Annotated in this window: 14 protein-coding genes; 10 read left to right on the top strand and 4 right to left on the bottom strand. The window is 43.6% G+C overall.

The annotated features are described in order from the left end of the window. Both QZ735_RS02660 and QZ735_RS02655 read right to left on the bottom strand, forming a co-directional pair. Positions 1-1297, bottom strand: a 1297-nt coding sequence (locus tag QZ735_RS02660) for an anthranilate synthase component I family protein (protein ID WP_294243889.1), incomplete at its 3' end; no start/stop codon positions are given. Positions 1298-1577: 280 nt separating this feature from the next. Next, positions 1578-2207, bottom strand: a complete 630-nt coding sequence (locus QZ735_RS02655) for a hypothetical protein (RefSeq protein ID WP_294243888.1) — start codon at positions 2205-2207, stop codon at positions 1578-1580. Positions 2208-2344: 137 nt separating this feature from the next. On the opposite strand from QZ735_RS02655, the gene QZ735_RS02650 reads away from it, so the two are divergent. The 5 genes from QZ735_RS02650 (at position 2345) to QZ735_RS02630 (ending at position 7019) form a co-directional block, all read left to right on the top strand. Continuing rightward, positions 2345-2566 (top strand): hypothetical protein, encoded by a 222-nt coding sequence (locus tag QZ735_RS02650; RefSeq protein ID WP_294243887.1) that lies wholly within the window; start codon positions 2345-2347, stop codon positions 2564-2566. After that, positions 2566-2940 (top strand): c-type cytochrome, encoded by a 375-nt coding sequence (locus QZ735_RS02645; protein WP_294243886.1) that lies wholly within the window; start codon positions 2566-2568, stop codon positions 2938-2940. Before QZ735_RS02650 ends, QZ735_RS02645 begins: the two co-directional genes overlap by 1 nt. A gap of 3 nt (positions 2941-2943) precedes the next feature. Beyond that, entirely contained in the window at positions 2944-3882 is a 939-nt protein-coding gene (rlmF, locus tag QZ735_RS02640) for a 23S rRNA (adenine(1618)-N(6))-methyltransferase RlmF (protein ID WP_294243885.1), read from the top strand. A gap of 616 nt (positions 3883-4498) precedes the next feature. Further along, complete coding sequence (lysS, locus tag QZ735_RS02635; protein ID WP_294243884.1) at positions 4499-6199, top strand: lysine--tRNA ligase; 1701 nt, start codon at positions 4499-4501, stop codon at positions 6197-6199. 79 nt (positions 6200-6278) lie between these two features. Continuing rightward, positions 6279-7019 carry a hypothetical protein gene (locus QZ735_RS02630; protein ID WP_294243883.1) on the top strand — a complete coding sequence of 247 codons (741 nt, stop codon included), beginning with the start codon at positions 6279-6281 and terminating at the stop codon, positions 7017-7019. 158 nt (positions 7020-7177) lie between these two features. Here the strand turns inward: QZ735_RS02630 and QZ735_RS02625 are convergent, their stop codons facing one another. Both QZ735_RS02625 and QZ735_RS02620 read right to left on the bottom strand, forming a co-directional pair. After that, positions 7178-8221: a cytochrome d ubiquinol oxidase subunit II gene (locus QZ735_RS02625; protein WP_294243881.1), complete on the bottom strand. Its 1044-nt coding sequence runs from the start codon at positions 8219-8221 to the stop codon at positions 7178-7180. Continuing rightward, entirely contained in the window at positions 8218-9561 is a 1344-nt protein-coding gene (locus QZ735_RS02620) for a cytochrome ubiquinol oxidase subunit I (protein WP_294243879.1), read from the bottom strand. Before QZ735_RS02620 ends, QZ735_RS02625 begins: the two co-directional genes overlap by 4 nt. Positions 9562-9803: 242 nt before the next feature. Between QZ735_RS02620 and QZ735_RS02615 the strand changes: the two genes are divergently transcribed. From QZ735_RS02615 to QZ735_RS02595, 5 genes are all read left to right on the top strand, one after another. Beyond that, the gene (locus tag QZ735_RS02615) at positions 9804-10985 is read left to right on the top strand and encodes a hypothetical protein (protein WP_294243877.1); all 1182 of its coding nucleotides are present in this window, start codon (positions 9804-9806) and stop codon (positions 10983-10985) included. A gap of 2 nt (positions 10986-10987) precedes the next feature. Then, complete coding sequence (gene gyrB / locus QZ735_RS02610) at positions 10988-12922, top strand: DNA topoisomerase (ATP-hydrolyzing) subunit B (protein WP_294243876.1); 1935 nt, start codon at positions 10988-10990, stop codon at positions 12920-12922. 226 nt (positions 12923-13148) lie between these two features. Further along, positions 13149-15041: a DUF3857 domain-containing protein gene (locus QZ735_RS02605; protein WP_294243874.1), complete on the top strand. Its 1893-nt coding sequence runs from the start codon at positions 13149-13151 to the stop codon at positions 15039-15041. A 2-nt stretch (positions 15042-15043) separates the two neighbouring features. Then, a complete protein-coding gene (locus QZ735_RS02600; protein WP_294243872.1) occupies positions 15044-16975 on the top strand; it encodes a transglutaminase-like domain-containing protein in 1932 nt (643 codons plus the stop codon). Positions 16976-17412: 437 nt separating this feature from the next. After that, a partial coding sequence (locus tag QZ735_RS02595; protein ID WP_294243871.1) for a DUF3298 domain-containing protein occupies positions 17413-18069 on the top strand: 657 nt, incomplete at its 3' end.

Below are 18069 nucleotides of genomic sequence, written 5' to 3'. Positions count from 1 at the left end.
GCGTATTGTTTTTGCTTAAAAAAGTACGGATCATAATGGCCTGGTTGCATTCGCCGTCTAAACCGATCATTCCGATACAGCCGCCGTAATAGCCCCGGGAATCTTTTTCATATTTGTCGATTAACTGGAGGGCTTTATGCTTAGGAGCTCCGCTTAAGGTACCCTGAGGAAAGGTGGCTGCCACCATTTCAAAAGGATTTGTTTTTTCCTGTACATCTGCCGTTACCTCGCTTACCATATGGATGACGTGGGAAAAAAGCTGGATTTCCTTCAGTTTGGTTACCGTAACGTTTTTCCCGAGTTTACCCAGATCGTTTCTGGCAAGATCGACCAGCATCGTGTGTTCGGCATTTTCCTTTTCATCATTTTTTAAAGCTTCAATGGATTGCAGGTCGGTTTCGAGATGTCCGGTTCTTTTAAAGGTACCGGCAATAGGATGGATGACCGCTTTGTTGTTTTTGATGATCAGCTGGCTTTCAGGGCTGGATCCGAAGAGCCTGTAATTTCCATAATCAAAGAAAAACAGGTAAGGAGAAGGATTGATATTTCTCAATGCGCGGTAAACGTTGAATTCGTCTCCTTTGAATTTCTGTTCAAACCTTCTGCTTAATACCAGTTGGAAGACATCACCTCTCATGCAGTGCTTCTGCGCGGTTTTCACCAGGTCAATATACTCTTCATCAGTGATGTTTGAAGTTTCTTCGCCGTCTTTCTCGAAAGGATAGACCACGGAATTCTGATTTTTAATAAGACTTTCCAATACATAGAGTTCCGGCTTGATCCCTGCGATCTGGTTCTCAATGATGTGCATTTCATCATTGTAGTGGTTGATGGCAATCACATACTGATACAACCGGTACCGGAGGATAGGGATTTCCACTTCCGGGCTTTGTGGCTTGAAGGTCAGATTTTCAAAAAACTGCACCGCTTCAAAACTGGTATATCCGAAAAGGCTCTGTGCGGTCTTTTCAATGGGATCACTGGTGTTTTCACATTCAAATACATGGGCGAAGTCCTGTAGGATTTCCGTGATTTTTTGCCCTTCAATGGATTGTTTTACTGGTTCCTGCCCGGGAAGTTTTACCTCAAATTCCGTCAGGGTTTTGATCTCGATTCCGGCAATGGCATTGATGGCGATAAATGAGAAATTATTGTCGATATTTTTGGAATCCGAGCTTTCTAGCAGGATGGTATCCCTGAATTTGTCACGGACCTGGAGGTAAATATTCATCGGTGTCCGGAGATCACCCAACGTTTTTCTTGAAACGGTTTTTACTTTTATTTTTTTACTGAACATCTGCAGTTTATTTTTAAATAGGGTTAAATAAAAAAGACTTCAACGGTATCCGTCAAAGTCTCTTTTGTATATTGTTTTATTATTTATGCGTTAAGATGAATTAACAGCACGACAACAGCCTCAGACCCGACGAAGAGTTTGAAAGCCACCACCAAATATTATTGCTGTTACTAAACATGGTACAAATGTATATATTTTTTTGATATGAAAAACAAAATGGTAAAAATAAATCGTGAAGCATATAACAAATCCTGTTCCTTTTCGATTTTTAATCTGAAAATTATTTGCTTTCCAATTGTCTGAGCTTTGCCGAATATTCAGGGTCATCGTATTCATTCAGGTAGTTTTGTAGGGCTGAACGGTATTCACGGATAAATTCCTGGTTTTCCGGATCTGCTTCATACTGTATTCTTGCTTTTTCAACGGGCGCACGTTTCTGGTATTTTAACAGCATTTTTCCTTCATCAGACTGATTGTAGAGCATAACGATGTTTTTTTCGTAATCGGGAATGAATTTTACCGGAAACCTTTTTTCTTTCTGCGGAATCCGGATGGCATTTTCGATAGGATAAATCGCTGCCGTTGTGGTCGAAAAGAAAGTTGTAATATAGCTTCCGTCGGTTTTCTTCACAATAGCTTCATAATCATGGATGCGCTGTTCATTGAGGGTAGAGCTGGTCTCGACATCGGAAGTGATAACGGCTGTGCTTTCAGTACCGTAAGTATTTAGAAACCAGGCATTCAGGAACTGTCCGCTGATGACATTTCCAATGGATACAATAAAGGCAATGATCAGCAGTGCCCATTTTTTGGTAAGAGCCGATAACAGTCCGAAAAATAAGAACAGAGCGATCACCGTAAGAAAGCCGTGGTGGCTTGTGAAAAAGAGAATTTTTGAAAGGAAAACCATGCTTTGGCATTTAAAACGATCTTAAATATAAGGATTTCCCAGCTTTGTATCCGGTAAAATATCTTTAAAATGGATATTTATCATGAGTTTAAACGTTTATTTTTTATATTTTTGTCTAAATTTTATAGGAAAAAATAATGAAAAAAGTATTAGCTATCGCATTTATCGGAGGTCTAGTAGCAGCAAGCTGTTCAAAAAAGCCCAATCATGACTTACAGGACAGCAACACGATGTTGCCTGAACCGGATGCTCCTACCGTAGTGGATTCCACTGCCAGAAAGACAGAAGCCGTAAAAGTAAATGCAGCGGAATCTTTACCTGCCGGCGAAGCAAAACCGGATACGCTTACCAAAAAATAATGAAGAAATTTTTTCTGGCAGGAAGCCTGGTATTGCTGGTATTTTCCTGTTCTAAAAAAGAAACGCCTGTGGAGAGCAGTCCTTCTCCCGGAACATCTGATGCACGGAATACTTCTGCAGGCCATCTTTCCGGAGAACAGATGATAGAGACCCTTGACTGTTCAGGGTGCCATTCAATAACGGAAAAAATGGTAGGGCCTTCCTACCGGGAAATTGCAGCGAAGTATACGGATAAAGATACCGAACTGCTGGCCTCCAAGATTATAGAAGGCGGAAGCGGAGTATGGGGGAATGTCCCGATGCCTGCCCATCCCCAGATATCAAAGGAGGATGCCGGAAAAATAGTGCAGTACATTGTAAGCCTGAAAAAATAAGTCATGGCTGAAAAGTCCAGTCTGCATCCCAGAAATCTCCACCGGGATCCGTATGATTTCGATCAGCTGATTTCATGTGTGCCGGAATTAAAACAATATGTGTATCTGAACGCTTATCAAAGTGTAACGATCAATTTCAGCCTTCCGAAGGCTGTTAAACTGCTGAATAAAGCTTTGTTGTTACACTTTTATAAGGTTCAGTATTGGGATATTCCCGATACCAACCTCTGTCCGCCGATTCCCGGAAGGGCAGATTACATTCACTACATCGCCGATCTGCTGGCGGAATCTCTTGGTAAAATTCCTGAAGGATTGAAGGTACATGGTCTCGATATCGGAACAGGAGCAAATCTGGTATACCCTTTACTGGCACACCGTTCATACGGCTGGTCTATGCTTGGAACCGATATCAATGCAGACTCTTTACGCAACGCAGCGCAGATTTTAGACCGGAATCCGGATCTTTTGCCCGTTATCCGTTTACAGGAACAGCCGGATGCGGATCGTATCTTTAAAAATATCATTGAACCTGAGGACCGTTTTGCCTTTTCCATGTGCAACCCGCCTTTCCATGATTCCGAAGCTTCCGCATTAAAAGGAAACCTGAGGAAAACTAAAAACCTTACTCAATCGAAGATCCGTAAACCGGTACTGAACTTCAGCGGGCAGCAATCTGAACTGTGGTGCGAAGGTGGCGAAGCGGCATTCATTACAAAGATGATCGGTGAAAGTGTGCTGTATGCTTCACAGGTCATGTGGTTTACCTGCCTGGTTTCCAGAAAGGATCATCTCGCAAAACTCATGGCTCTTTGCAGGAAAGTAAAAGCCGCAGAATTCAGGGTGATCGAGATGGCGCAGGGACAGAAAACAAGCCGGATGCTGGCCTGGACATTCGTGCCACGGAATAACCGCAGGACCTGGCTGAATCTCAGTAAGAGGTAAGCGCCCTACAGGAAGATAAGGCGCTTGGGAATTGTGTTTCTAGAATCATATTAAAATATGCTGACTGCAGCATTAGAACTTTTACCTTCCTGAGCCATACGCGGCCGGTTCCGCTGATTACCGGAATCTCCCTTTTCATCATATGCTGACATACATTGCGGAGGTGGAAAAGCACTTTACCTCTTCCTGTAAACAGTTGTTAACTGCCGGTATATTCAAAGATAAAAAATAAATTTTATTTTAATTCATTAATTTGTGATTTTTTTTAATTTTATGTGAATTTATATGCAAAATGAGGTATATGGTGAGTTATTGTATAGTATAATACGGGTTTTAACGATAACTATACAATGCTACAATTTATAGAAAAGTGATATCATCTTATGTAAAAGGAAAGATCTCCGGATTCTTTATTATCATGTCAGGCTGGTGGAAATATACAGACAGGTGCCAGCAGGATCTTAAAACAGCGGGCCTGTCTCTGTTTCCGGTCCATCTTTACGGTACAATGGATATTAATCCCTGTACAAACCAGACATCATCGGATTTACATCGACTTTTAAACCCGATTATTATAAATAATCACTAAATTTGTACGCTTTTAGAAAAATAAGAAATGCAATTATCAGAACAAGAAATCATTAGAAGAGAAAAGCTGAGTAAGCTTGTTGAAATGGGAATTGATGCATTCCCGGCGGATGAATATGTAATTACGGATACCACAGAATCCATAAAGCAGGGTTTCGCAGAAAGTAAACAGGTGAAGATTGCTGGAAGACTGATGTCCAGAAGAATTCAGGGAAAAGCTTCTTTTGCTGAATTGCAGGATTCTACAGGCAGGATCCAGGTGTATTTTAACAGGGATGAAATCTGTACCGGTGAAGACAAAACTTTGTATAACGAAGTCTATAAGCATCTTCTGGATATTGGTGATATCATTGGGGTAGAAGGAGAGCTGTTCACTACGCAGGTAGGTGAAAAGACCGTGCTGGTAAAGAACTTTACGCTTCTTACCAAATCCCTGAGGCCGCTTCCGCAACCGAGAACCGATGAAAACGGCGTAGTCTATGATGCGTTCAACGATCCGGAAATGAGATACAGGCAGCGCTATGTGGATTTAACCGTTAATCCTCACGTAAAAGAGGTTTTTGTAAAGAGAACAAAACTCTTCAATGCAATGAGGACTTTCTTCAACGATGCCGGCTATTTTGAGGTGGAAACCCCGATTTTACAATCGATTCCCGGAGGAGCTGCAGCAAGGCCGTTCATTACCCACCACAATGCCTTGGATATTCCTTTATATTTAAGAATTGCCAACGAATTATATCTGAAAAGACTAATCGTAGGCGGTTTCGACGGGGTTTACGAATTCTCGAAAAACTTCAGGAATGAAGGGATGGATAGAACGCATAACCCGGAATTTACCGCTATGGAGATCTATGTAGCTTATAAGGACTACAACTGGATGATGGATTTTACTGAAAAGCTGCTTGAGTTCTGCGCCGTACAGGTTAACGGGACTACCAAAGCCACTTTCGGGGAATATGAAGTGGACTTCAAAGCCCCTTACCAGAGAATTTCAATGACCGATGCCATCCTGAAGTTCACCGGTTTCGATATTACCGGAAAAACGGAGCAGGAGCTCTTTGATTTTGCAAAATCCATCGGTATCGAGGTGAATGAAACCATGGGGAAAGGAAAGCTGATCGACGAGATTTTCGGGGAAAAGTGCGAAGGAAACTTTATCCAGCCGACTTTTATTACCGATTATCCGGTTGAAATGTCTCCGCTGACCAAGAAACACAGAAGCAAGGAAGGACTTACGGAACGTTTTGAGCTGATGGTGTGCGGAAAAGAAATTGCCAATGCCTATTCCGAGCTGAACGACCCTATCGACCAGAGAGAGCGTTTCGAAGACCAGCTGAAGCTTTCGGAGAAAGGGGATGACGAAGCAGGACAGTTCATTGATGAGGATTTCCTCAGGGCCCTGGAATACGGAATGCCGCCGACTTCAGGACTTGGAATCGGTATGGACAGGCTGATCATGTTCCTTACCAATAATGCTTCCATCCAGGAAGTGCTGTTCTTCCCGCAGATGAAGCCGGAGAAAACCGTTCCTCAGATCGAACTCGGAGAAGATGAAAAGGTAATCCTTGAAATCCTGAATTCCCGCGAAGAACCGTTCCTGCTGGCTGAGGTAAAGGAAAGAAGCCAGCTGTCCGGAAAGAAGTGGGACAAGGCTTCCAAGACTTTAACCAAAAACAACCTGGTGAAGGTGGAGAAAACGGATGAGCAGGTTTTGATGAAACTTATGTAATACTCATTATTTGTAATATAAAAGGTCATCTTCGGGTGGCCTTTATTATTGATGATTCTTCTATTTAAAACTAAAACTAATGCTTAAGAAAATTAAAATTAACCAGACAATAGCAGTATATTCAGATCACAAAGAGAACTCAGAAACCGGAGTCTGTTTATATAATGGTAATATTGTTGATTTTAACCGTGTTAAACATCGGAATGGGATTGACTGGATTGAAATTTTTTTTCAGAACAAAAAGGCTTACATCAAAAAAGATTTTTCCAAAATCTATATCCTGAAGAGAGCAAAGCTGCTGGATGATGCCTGTACAGTCATTTTTTATCAATCTAAAAAAAACGGAGATAATGATTTCCATGAAATGTTTACGATACACCGGTTTAATGACAGAAAGCAGGAAGCCGTAGTTATAAAAAGAATTTTTGCCGAATCAGAAAAAGAGCAGTCTGTTACCCTGTATTACAATCCGGAGGAAGTTGATGTTTCCAAACGGATTTTTGCAAAGGGAGAGGAAATGATTATTACCGGTAAAAAAGGAATGTTTCTGGAAGTTCTGTATGGTAGGAAGCAAGGATACATTTTATCAGAAGTCTCTTACTATGAATTAAGAAACAGGTGGATGTTTATTGTGGCAATACTAGTTACTTCAGGAGTTTTTGGAGGATCACTTTATGCTGTGATTGAGACCGGATGGTCTGTCAGAGGTTCTTTACTTGCTGTTCCTGCAGTTGTCATCAGCATAATTATTATAGCAGTTTTGAAACTCATTTTAAGTGCAAATACGGTTATTTTTAATCATATCAGAAAGAGGTTCTGAGAAGAGTCCTGTGCGGAGGTAACCGGAATCATATTGATGAATCTCCTGAATTAGCCAGAGAAACCTCTGACATGTTATAAAATGTTTTTCATAATATAGAGCTAAAAACCCCTCCGCAATTAAATCGCGGAGGGGTTTTTTATTTGAAGGGCACCTGTTTACTTCACCGGCGTTTCCGGTTTTGCCGTATCGGTCAGCTGTCGCCGCCGTTTGCTGAAGGAAACCATCAGGTAAAACAGGAACGGCAGGATAAATACGGAACCTAAGATCAGTGCCCATCCGAGGGCGGTAATCGTTTTCGGAGCGGCTACATGTTCCAGCAGGGAAAGTTGCTGCCCGTTCCCGAAAAGGATAATGTCGGGATTATGCTGGTAGGTAGCGGCTACCAAAATCATGATGATCTGGAAACCGGCCAGCGCACGTACAGCAAGCAGTTTACCGGTATGCATGGCCCTGAGGATCAGCAGCAGGCAGATGGTGGCAAAGGCAGTCGCCATAATACCCAAAGGCTTGGAAAATACCCACATCACCAACGGGATATCCGAAATATAAGCTGTTAAAAAGACCAGCAGACCGGTAATTACCACGAAAACCATGGTCTGCTTGGATTTTCTGATCATGAGTTTCAGTTCCATACGGTCTGCGGTTTCACGCAGTGCAAAGATCGAAGCAAGATAGGCGCAGAGGGCGGTTGTAAAGAAGCCTACCGAAACGCCAAACCCCGTAAGCCAGCTGAAAATATAAAGATCCAGGAAATTACCGGCTTCCGGATGGATGGACCTGGAAATGGTGGCAGCGGCTATCAGCCCCAGGAAAAAAGGCGTCAGCAGGCTGGAGAAATAAAAAATCTGGGTATATACTTTCTGCCATTGGTCTTTCACGGCATCATAATGCCGGAAGGTGAACGAGGTGCCCCGGGCGATAATCCCGATGAGCATCAGCACCAGTGGAATGTGAAGGTAGGTGGAAAGAGTCGTGTATACTTCAGGAAACCCGACAAACAGGATCACCACGGCAATAATCAGCCACATATGGTTGGCCTCCCATACCGGTGCTATCGATTCATACATGATCACCTGCGTCTTGGGACGGTTTTTTTTGCGGGTCATCAATTCCACGATGCCGGCACCGAAGTCGGCACCGCCCAGGATGACATACAGGCATATGGACAGCCACAGAAAGCCTATTACAACATACATCATGATTTCTTGGTTTTAGGGTTAAACTGAGGATCGGTGGGATCATATAATTTCGGTACCATTTTGATCTGCCGGCTCAGCAGGAAAGCCATCAGGAGAGACAGGGAAGCGAAAACGGCCGTGAAGAAATAAAACGAATACTGTATACCGGGCATCGGGGTTACGGCATCCACGGTACGCATGATCCCATAGATGATCCAGGGCTGCCTGCCGACTTCCGTTACCGTCCAGCCTGCTTCCAGTGCAATATACCCGAAAGGCGTAGCGATCAGGAATGTTTTCAGGAACCAGTGGCGGGTAAGCCATTCCTTCCTGAAAAAAACGGCAAACAGATACAGGCTTCCGATGATAATCATTACCACGCCGAAGAAAATCATAATCTGGAAAGCGTAGTGAACCACTGCTACCGGCGGCCATTCATCCCTGGGGAAATCCTTTAATCCTTTTACTTCGGAATTGAAGTCACCGGAAACCAGGAAACTCAGTACTTTCGGGATCTTTACGGCATATTTTATTTCTTCCTTTTCTTCATTTGGAATGCCGCCGATGACGAAAGCAGCCCCTTTTTCGGTATTGAAATGGGCTTCCATCGCTGCCAGCTTGATCGGTTGCCTCTTAGCAACGGATTTAGCTGCCGTATCACCGGTCAGAGGAGCTCCGAAAGCCCCGATCATGGCGAATCCTGCCGCAATCTTAAAAGCTTTGGTATGGAATTCCACATTTTTTTTCTTCATGATCAGGTAAGCGTGTACGCCGGCAACGGCAAACCCGGTAGCACAGAATGCAGCCACCGTCATGTGCAGCGCCTGTGAAAACCAGGCATCATTGAACATGGCTTTGATCGGGTCGATGTTCATGTATTCCCCGTTGATATAATCGAATCCGGCAGGGGAATTCATCCAGGCATTGGCCGCAACGACCAGGATCCCGGAGGCGAGTCCGCTTACGCCCACCAGGAATCCGCAGAACCAGTGAAACCATCGGTTGAAGCGGTCCCAGCCATAGAGAAAGAAACCAATGGCAATGGCTTCGATGAAGAAAGCCGTTCCTTCCAGGGAAAACGGCATCCCGAAAATCGGGCCTGCATGTTTCATGAACTGCGGCCAGAGCAGGCCGAGCTCAAACGACAGCATGGTACCGGAAACGGCTCCGGTGGCGAAAAGAATGGCAACGCCTTTGCTCCATGCCTTGGTCAGGCCTTTATACACTTCATTATCCGTCTTCAGGTATTTCCAGTGGGCAAAAGCCATCAGGAACGGCATCACCATTCCCACACATGAAAAAATGATATGGAACCCGAGCGACATGGCCATCTGTGAACGGGCAGCAAGAAAATCATCCATACAATTAATTTTAAGCAACTAAATGTAAGCATAAATTACGGAAGCGGGTATGATTTACAACAGGGTTTCCCCGGGAAATAGGTTTTACCTTTGGTATTTTTACAAAAGAAACCAGCCACCGGATTTCATTGAAAAATCAGGCGTTTTTTGACATATTTTAACTTTCATATCTCGTAAAAAATCACGATATTTGTAAGAATTTTTATTGTAATAAAGTGTTTGAAAGTCCGGTGATAAAATGGTTGAACAGAAAGCGTACAACAGCGCTTTTTCTGCTTTCTTTTTCCTGTTTTTCTGCTCAGTTCAGAAACGGACTTCACCGTATCTATATGGAGGAGGGACAACCGGTTCATCTTCCGTCAGAATACAGTTTTTTTGTTGATGAAGCCAGACGGATTTCCGGAGAGATTTTTTATCAGGACCACCAGCGTTCGGCAGGCAATAACGGCAGCTTCAATTCCCTGTCACTGATTTTTTTTCAGAACAGGACCTATGATTTCCTGAAGACCGGATTTGTGATCGTGCCGAAAATGAACAGTACGATGATGGGCAAACCCATTGCCACGGTTCCTGTCCTGAATAACAATACCTGGAAAGCACGTCCCGGAATGGTGGATTTTGATAACTATGATCCCCGGTTCAATGCTGCCAATTTCATGTATATGTTCATCAGGCTGAATATGACCAATGAACAGGTGCTGGCTCATTTCCTCAATATGATGGATTTCCCGTATGATGCAAAGGTTTCAAAATACGTACAGCTGGTGCGGGAAGTGGGAAAAGCCAATAAGATCAGCCTCGATGAAAAGGTGGATGAATTCCAGCCCGGGCTTCTGACAAGGCTCTGCAAGGAAATCAATACAAAAACCGGTGGCACCGAATGTACCATTCCGCTTTATAAAACCTATATTGAAACCCCGGACGAAGAAAAGACCAGAAAGAATATCGATACATTCTACCGTTCGCTTACGGTTGGCGGAGTTCAGCAGATGACCAATGAATATCTTCTTCCAAGAGGTGACCTTGAAATAACCCAGAAAGATGTGCAGCTTCAGCTTCCCGATGCGTTCTTTTATGCCGGCAAGAAGAACGATCATTCAGGAATAGCATTTTATATCAATAAAATCGAACAGCAGCTTACCTATGATTTCGAAAAGAAAACCTACATCCTGGTATTCAGCGTAACGCCTTATGATAGCAGTCTTTCTTCAGATTTCAGGTTTTCAGGGGAATATTTCGATATGCTGAAAGGCAAAGACCAGACCGGTGAAATCGAAGTGAAAAAAGATGAGCTTAAAAGCCTCGAGTTTTCACTCTATCCAGATAAAATGGAAGTCCGGGTAAACCTGAGAAAAAAGGGAAATCAGTTTGATTCCCGCTATTTAGTAAAAAATACATTTAAAATAAAAAAGAACAACCCATAGATATGAGTCAGAAACAATATACAGCGAGTAGTATTCAGGCATTGGAAGGAATGGAGCACGTTCGTATGCGTCCTTCAATGTACATTGGTGACGTAGGCGTAAGAGGTCTCCATCACTTGGTTTATGAAGTAGTGGATAACTCTATTGACGAGGCTTTGGCAGGCTACTGCGATACCATTTTCGTAAGCATCAAAGAAGGAAACGGAGTTGAGGTAAGCGACAACGGTAGAGGGATCCCGGTAGACTTCCACGAAAAAGAGCAGAAATCCGCACTTGAGGTGGTGATGACGAAGATCGGGGCCGGAGGTAAGTTCGATAAAGATTCCTATAAAGTTTCAGGAGGTCTTCACGGAGTTGGGGTGTCGTGTGTGAACGCACTTTCCAATGAAATGATCACTACCGTTTACAGGGACGGAAACGTGTACCAGCAGGTATATTCCAAAGGAAAAGCCCAAACTGAAGTAGAAGAAATCGGGCACAGTGATAAAAGGGGAACCAAGCAGTTCTTTCAGCCGGATGATACCATCTTTACGGAACTGGTGTATAACTACGATACCCTGGCAAGCCGTCTGCGGGAACTTTCCTACCTGAACAAAGGAATTACCGTTACCCTGACGGATGAAAGGGAAAAACTGGAAGACGGATCATTCAGAACCGAAGTCTTCCATTCTGAAGGCGGACTTAAGGAATTTGTTGAGTATATCGACGGAAACCGCGAATCCATTATGGAGAACGTAATTTTCATGGAAGGGGAAAGGGATGATATCCCGGTAGAAGTAGCCATGCGTTACAATACCTCTTTCAACGAAAACCTTCATTCTTATGTAAATAACATCAATACACACGAAGGGGGAACCCACCTTGCCGGCTTCAGAAGGGCCTTGACGAGAACCCTGAAAAAATATGCGGACGACCTGGGAATCCCTCAGAAAGAAAAAGTGGAAATTACCGGAGATGACTTCCGTGAAGGACTGACCGCCGTAATTTCCGTAAAAGTAATGGAGCCGCAGTTTGAAGGGCAGACCAAAACAAAACTGGGGAACTCTGAGGTTTCAGGAGCCGTGGATAAGATCGTAGGCGAAATGCTGACCAACTTCCTGGAAGAAAACCCGAATGAAGCAAAAATCATCGTACAGAAAGTAGTGTTGGCGGCAAAGGCCAGGCAGGCAGCGAAAAAAGCCCGCGAAATGGTACAGCGGAAATCCCCTATGGGAGGTTCCGGGCTTCCGGGAAAACTGTCCGACTGTTCTTCAAAAGATCCGGCTGAATCTGAAATCTTCCTGGTAGAGGGAGATTCCGCAGGCGGAACGGCAAAACAGGGCCGCGACCGTTTTTTCCAGGCCATCCTTCCTCTGCGAGGAAAGATCCTGAACGTGGAAAAATCCATGCTTCATAAAGTATATGATAACGAGGAGATCAAGAACATCTATACGGCGCTGGGTGTTTCCGTTGGTACTGAAGAAGACAGCAAGGCACTCAACATGGCAAAGCTGAGGTATCACAAAATCGTTATCATGACCGATGCCGATATCGACGGATCCCACATCTCTACCCTTATTCTGACGTTCTTCTTCAGGTATATGAAAGAACTGATCGAAAACGGATACATCTACATCGCGCAGCCGCCATTGTACCTACTGAAGAAAGGAAATAAGAAAATCTATGCCTATAACGAAAAAGAGCGTGAAGAGTTTACGCTGGAAATGTCTCCGGACGGAAGAGGCGTAGAGGTTCAGCGTTATAAAGGTCTTGGGGAAATGAACCCTGAACAGCTATGGGAAACTACCCTGAACCCTGAGCACAGAATCCTGAAGCAGGTAACCATCGACAATGCCGTGGAGGCAGACGGCGTGTTCTCCATGCTGATGGGTGATGAAGTTCCGCCGAGAAGGGAATTCATCGAGAAAAATGCGAAATATGCTAAAATTGATGCTTAATTCCATTTTAAGGTAAAGTATTCATGTATTCAGAATCAATATAAAAAGATCTCAGCAATGAGGTCTTTTTTTTATTGGCTGTCAGTAAGTTGTCTCTACAATAATACGACTCGGAAAACACTTGTATAAAGTCTGATTGAAAATAAAAATACATACGCTCAGCCTGATGAAAAATTAATTTCAGCTATTCCCCGGATTTTGTTATTTTTGCTAAATTTTAGTAACCATGATGAAAATCCTTTGTTTGGGAGCATTTTCTTTAGCTTCCCTTTATTATGCGCAGAACTTTCCGGTTTCCTCCATTCCGGAGAACCTTAAAAAGAATGCGGATGCAGTCATCAGGAAAGATATCACAACGGTTCAGATTAATACCATCGATGATATCCGGTATCATTATTACATGGTGACAACAGTACTGAACAAAGACGGGGATTCAAATGCACGGGTATATATTCCTTATGAAAAGGGAAACAGCATTTCCGACATCAAAGTTACGGTATATGATGAAGCCGGTAAAAAGATAAAATCTTTTTCCAGATCAGATTTCGGGGATTTTGCCAATAACAACCAGGGTACGTTTTATTCAGACAACAGGATAATGGCGTTGCCTTATACCCCAACCCAGTACCCGTATACCGTAGAGTTCTCTTACCAGATCGGTGATGAGAACACCATCTTCCTGCCGGATTTTTCCCCTTTCAGATCCACCCAGGTATCTTTGGAAGAAGCCCGTATGAAAATCATCAATAAATCGGGAATCGAACTGAAGTCAAAAATTTACCCTTCGCCTTACCAATATACAGCGGTAACTGAGAGTGAAAGTGCCGGAGAAAAAGTATACAGCTACACCAATGTTCCTGCTCTTGATGAATCATTCCTGCTGCCCCGGCCTGAAAAGATCCTTCCGAAAGTTAGCTTTGCCCTTACAAAATTCAACCTTGAAGGGAAAAAGGGAAGCATCAATGACTGGAAGGACTTCGGGACCTGGTACTATAAAAACATCCTGGAACCGGTATTCGTATCGACACCGGCCATCAAAGCTGAAGTGGCCGCTCTGAATCTGCAGGGCACCACAGAGGAAAAAGTAAGGAAAATCTACCAGCATATGCAGAGCCGGACACGGTATATTTTCGTGGCACTCGGGATCGGGGGATGGCAGCCGATGCTGCCGGATGAAGTGCAGAAGAAAGGGTATGGAGACTGTAAAGGACTCTCTACTTACATGAAGACCCTTCTTGATGAAGCCGGCATTCCTTCCTATTACTGCAAGATCAACTCCGGAGATTCACCGGTGTCCTTTGATAAGGATTTTCCGAAGATGGGCGGCAACCATATCGTCCTGATGGTACCTACGGAGAAAGGCAATATCTGGCTGGAAAACACATCACAGCAGATGGCCTTTAATCACCTGGGATATACCACAACGGACAGAAACGTCCTTGTAGTAAAAAAAGACGGGATTGAAGTCCTCGATACGCCTACTTATTCTGCCGAGCAGAGTAAGGAGAAACAGATCCTTAAAGTAAACCTCAATGAAGACAACAGCATTTCCGGGAAAGGGAATTTCACCTTTACAGGCAATCAGTATGATTATACCCTCGGATTTGCTTCCCTGGCACCGAAAGAACGTAATGAAGCCGTAAAAAGCATGATTGATGTCCTGCATTTTGATAAGATCGAAATGAATAATTTTATAAACGACAAGGATCATGCGGTAGCTACCTTTGATCTTGATTTCAGAGCCGGCAATTATTCCAAAAATGCAGGAAACAGTATGATCTTCCGGGCTGTACCGGTCTATTCCGGGCAGATCTATAAAACCGATGAAAACAGGGAACTGCCTTTTGAGCTCAGGCAGTCTTTTGAAGATGAATATGAAATCAGTTTTGCACTTCCGAAGAGCTACAGGATGGAGGAAATGCCTGAAAACGTCTCCCTCAGTTCGGAGTTCGGAACCTATAAGCTGATCTTTGCAAAGAGTGGGGAAGAAGTTAAAGTCAGCCGCATCATGAGGATCAATAAAGGATTGTATCCTAAAGAAAAATACAATGAGTATATTCAGTTCAGAAAGAAAATTATCAGTAACGATAATTCAAAAATTTTAATTTCCAAAATCTAACCATGAAAAAGAGAATCCTTCTGGCATTGTGTTCGGCAGCTTTAACCCTGGCGCATGCACAGAAACACCAGTTTCTTGAAATCCCGAAATTCAGTGATGCCGACCTCTCCAGGCAGAAATCTTCGCTGGATGAAAATGCGCCTGCGGAAATCCTGTATAAATCCCTGCATTTCAGTATAGATAACAATTCCGGCAACCTGGTGAAAAAAGCATTCTACCGGGTGAAAATCTACGACAAGGAGAAAGCCGAAGACTGGCTGAACCTCGAAGTTCCCCTGTACCAGAACGGAAGCAACCAGGAAACGCTCTCCAGAATGAAAGCCTTTACCTATAACCTGGAAAACGGTGCTTCCGTCGCCACAAAGGTGGACAAAAGCTCGAAATACAAAAGCAAAGAGAGCAAATATGTTTCGATCACCAAATTTGCCTTCCCCAATGTGAAAAACGGTTCCGTGATCGAATACCAGTACGAAATCACTTCACCCTTCCTTTTCAGCATCCCCGAAATCATTATTGAGAGCAATACACCGTCATTGTATACGGAATATGTGCTGGACACGCCCGGAAACATTGCGTATAACGTGAATTACACCGGTTTCCTGAATCCTAAATACCGGGAAGTGGAAGAGAAGATGATGTATGGAATGAACTACCGGACCTACCGTTTCGGATATGATAACCTGAAGCCTTTTAAAACGGAAAAGTTTATCAACAACGATATGAATTACCGGACGAAAATCAGTGCCGAGCTTCATTCCACCAACTTTAAGGAGCTGAAGCTGTATTCTTCCTCCTGGGAACAGATCAAGGAAAGGCTGTACGAAAATGAGGATTTCGGTGGCGAGCTGAAGAAAACAAGGCTGGCCAAAGAGAATATGCCGGCCGGCATTGCAGGCATTACCAATGAGATGGATAAAGCCAATGCCATTTTCAGCTATGTTAAAAATACCTTTACCTGGAACAAGGACCGCGGTCTTTACACCGAGGACGGCATCAAAAAAATGCTGGAAACCAAAACCGGAAACGCTGCTGAAATCAACCTGTTTCTGGTTATGCTGTTGCGGGAAGCAGGCATTAAGGCAGATCCGCTGGCCATTTCCACTGTCAGCAACGGGCTGATCAATATTGCCTCGCCCAATGTTTCCCATCTGAACCTGGTGATTGCCGCCATACAGACCAAAGACGGGTTCCATTTGTACGATGCCACTTCCAGGCAGTCTTCGGTAGACCAGCTCCCGCCCCGGGACTGGAACCAGTTCGGGATCCTGCTTGCCAAGGACAAAGTGCAGCAGCTGTCTATGGTGAATGCCAAGACCAGCTTTACTTATCTTACCGTAGCCGCAAAAATCAATGACGACGGCAGCATTTCCGGAACTTATGCCGACCGGGATACCGGAACCTATGCAATGTTTGCCAAAGAAAGCTACGATGAGAATGCAGATAAATATAAAAAACAGTACAAGGAAAATTTTGCCGTAGACTTTACCGGAATCGATTCAAAAGTGACGGAGAACGGGGATTTTGAAAGTACCATGAGGTTCTCTTCCGAAAACCTGATTGATAAGGTCGGAAAGAAAATCATCATCAACCCCATGCTCTTCCTGAATAAAAGTTCCAATGAGTTCGACCAGACGGAAGAACGGAAGTACCTGATCGATTTTACTTCGCCTTTCAACAAAATAAAAAAAGTGGTCCTTGAAATTCCGGAAGGGTATACCATCGAGCAAATGCCGAAAAGCAAAAAAATCGTTACCGATGACAAAGAGATCGAGTACAGCTACGTCGCCGAGCAGAAAGGCAATACCCTCGAGGTGGTTTCCGCTGTGAAAGTCCTGAGCTCCAATTATCCCAAAGAGTATTATCCGGCCTTCAAACAGATTTTCGGCGTGGCTTCAAAACAGGAAAATCAAGTCATCAGCCTGGTGAAGAAGTGATCTGGATGTACAGTGTATAATGTATTGCTGTATAATGTATAATGTAATGTGAATTTGGCTGTAGTTGCTTGGTTTTAAATGTGTTGAGTAAAGTAAAAAAAAGAAAGGTAAAAGGATTCCTAAGTAGGAGTACTTTGAAAAGAGATCATATGATCATTTTCACAAAAAGATATCTGACCATTATTTTGCGAAAATGAATTTTCAGCATCTGGCCTTCTTCCTCCGGCTTTTTAGCCCGGCTTCATTATAGGAGCATGTCCGGCTTCAGCCAAAACCTAATTTTATATCGGATTCACGTTAAAACGGAACTATGAGATTTCTACATCGTTTATTAAATACCGATTGTCTGCGCATACAATCAATCCGCAGATAAAAAAACCGGAAACCATTCAACTTTTGAATGGTTTTTGCATGTACCACAGAAAAAAATCAGAAGTATGAAAAATACAATTTCGATCCTTGCCATGGCAGCATGCTTTGCGGTTACCGCCTGTAAGAAAACAGACAGCCGGGCTACGACATCAGCTGCCGTGACAGACAAAGAAAAATTTGCCGTGGATTCGGTAAAAATCAATGATTCCATCAAGATCGGTGATTCTCTCACCGTCAGGTATGCCTCCCGGATGCTGGTTTTCCCCGGCATCAAGGACAAAGCACTGCTGGACAGCATCTATTTCCAGGACAAAAACATCCGGGATTTCTCCAAAGCAGGGCTGCAGGCATTGCTGGAAAAAAATAAGAACGAATATTTCAATGAGATGCGGAAGGATTCCAAAGACTATCTTTCGGATATGACTTTCGCGCAGCAATGGTATTCGGATACGGGAATGAATCTGAAGTCCGATACCAACGGCTATCTTCATATTGAATATGCATGGGGCTCGTACTCGGGCGGCGCCCATGATAATTACGGATTCTCAGATCGGGTGTTCGACCTGAAAAATAACAGGAAGGTAGAACTTAAAGACATTACTTCCCTGTCAAAAACCAAACTGGAAGCGCTGCTGATGAAAAACATCAACAGCATAAAGAGCGGAACCACCGATAACGGCGGTGATGTAAAGAATTCTGAAATGCTGCTGGTGGATGTAATT

It is taken from the genome of uncultured Chryseobacterium sp., assembly GCF_913776365.1.
Classification (GTDB): Bacteria; Bacteroidota; Bacteroidia; order Flavobacteriales; family Weeksellaceae; genus Chryseobacterium.
This window is presented reverse-complemented; position numbering and strand designations above follow the sequence as displayed.

Excerpts from the sequence above, each read along its gene's own strand:
- gyrB (WP_294243876.1), top strand. The coding sequence starts at position 10,988 with ATGAGTCAGAAACAATATACAGCGAGTAGTATTCAGGCATTGGAAGGA.
- QZ735_RS02645 (WP_294243886.1), top strand. The coding sequence starts at position 2,566 with ATGAAGAAATTTTTTCTGGCAGGAAGCCTGGTATTGCTGGTATTTTCC.
- QZ735_RS02605 (WP_294243874.1), top strand. The coding sequence starts at position 13,149 with ATGATGAAAATCCTTTGTTTGGGAGCATTTTCTTTAGCTTCCCTTTAT.
- QZ735_RS02625 (WP_294243881.1), bottom strand. The coding sequence starts at position 8,221 with ATGATGTATGTTGTAATAGGCTTTCTGTGGCTGTCCATATGCCTGTAT.
- QZ735_RS02655 (WP_294243888.1), bottom strand. The coding sequence starts at position 2,207 with ATGGTTTTCCTTTCAAAAATTCTCTTTTTCACAAGCCACCACGGCTTT.
- QZ735_RS02650 (WP_294243887.1), top strand. The coding sequence starts at position 2,345 with ATGAAAAAAGTATTAGCTATCGCATTTATCGGAGGTCTAGTAGCAGCA.
- QZ735_RS02620 (WP_294243879.1), bottom strand. The coding sequence starts at position 9,561 with ATGGATGATTTTCTTGCTGCCCGTTCACAGATGGCCATGTCGCTCGGG.
- lysS (WP_294243884.1), top strand. The coding sequence starts at position 4,499 with ATGCAATTATCAGAACAAGAAATCATTAGAAGAGAAAAGCTGAGTAAG.
- QZ735_RS02600 (WP_294243872.1), top strand. The coding sequence starts at position 15,044 with ATGAAAAAGAGAATCCTTCTGGCATTGTGTTCGGCAGCTTTAACCCTG.
- QZ735_RS02630 (WP_294243883.1), top strand. The coding sequence starts at position 6,279 with ATGCTTAAGAAAATTAAAATTAACCAGACAATAGCAGTATATTCAGAT.
- rlmF (WP_294243885.1), top strand. The coding sequence starts at position 2,944 with ATGGCTGAAAAGTCCAGTCTGCATCCCAGAAATCTCCACCGGGATCCG.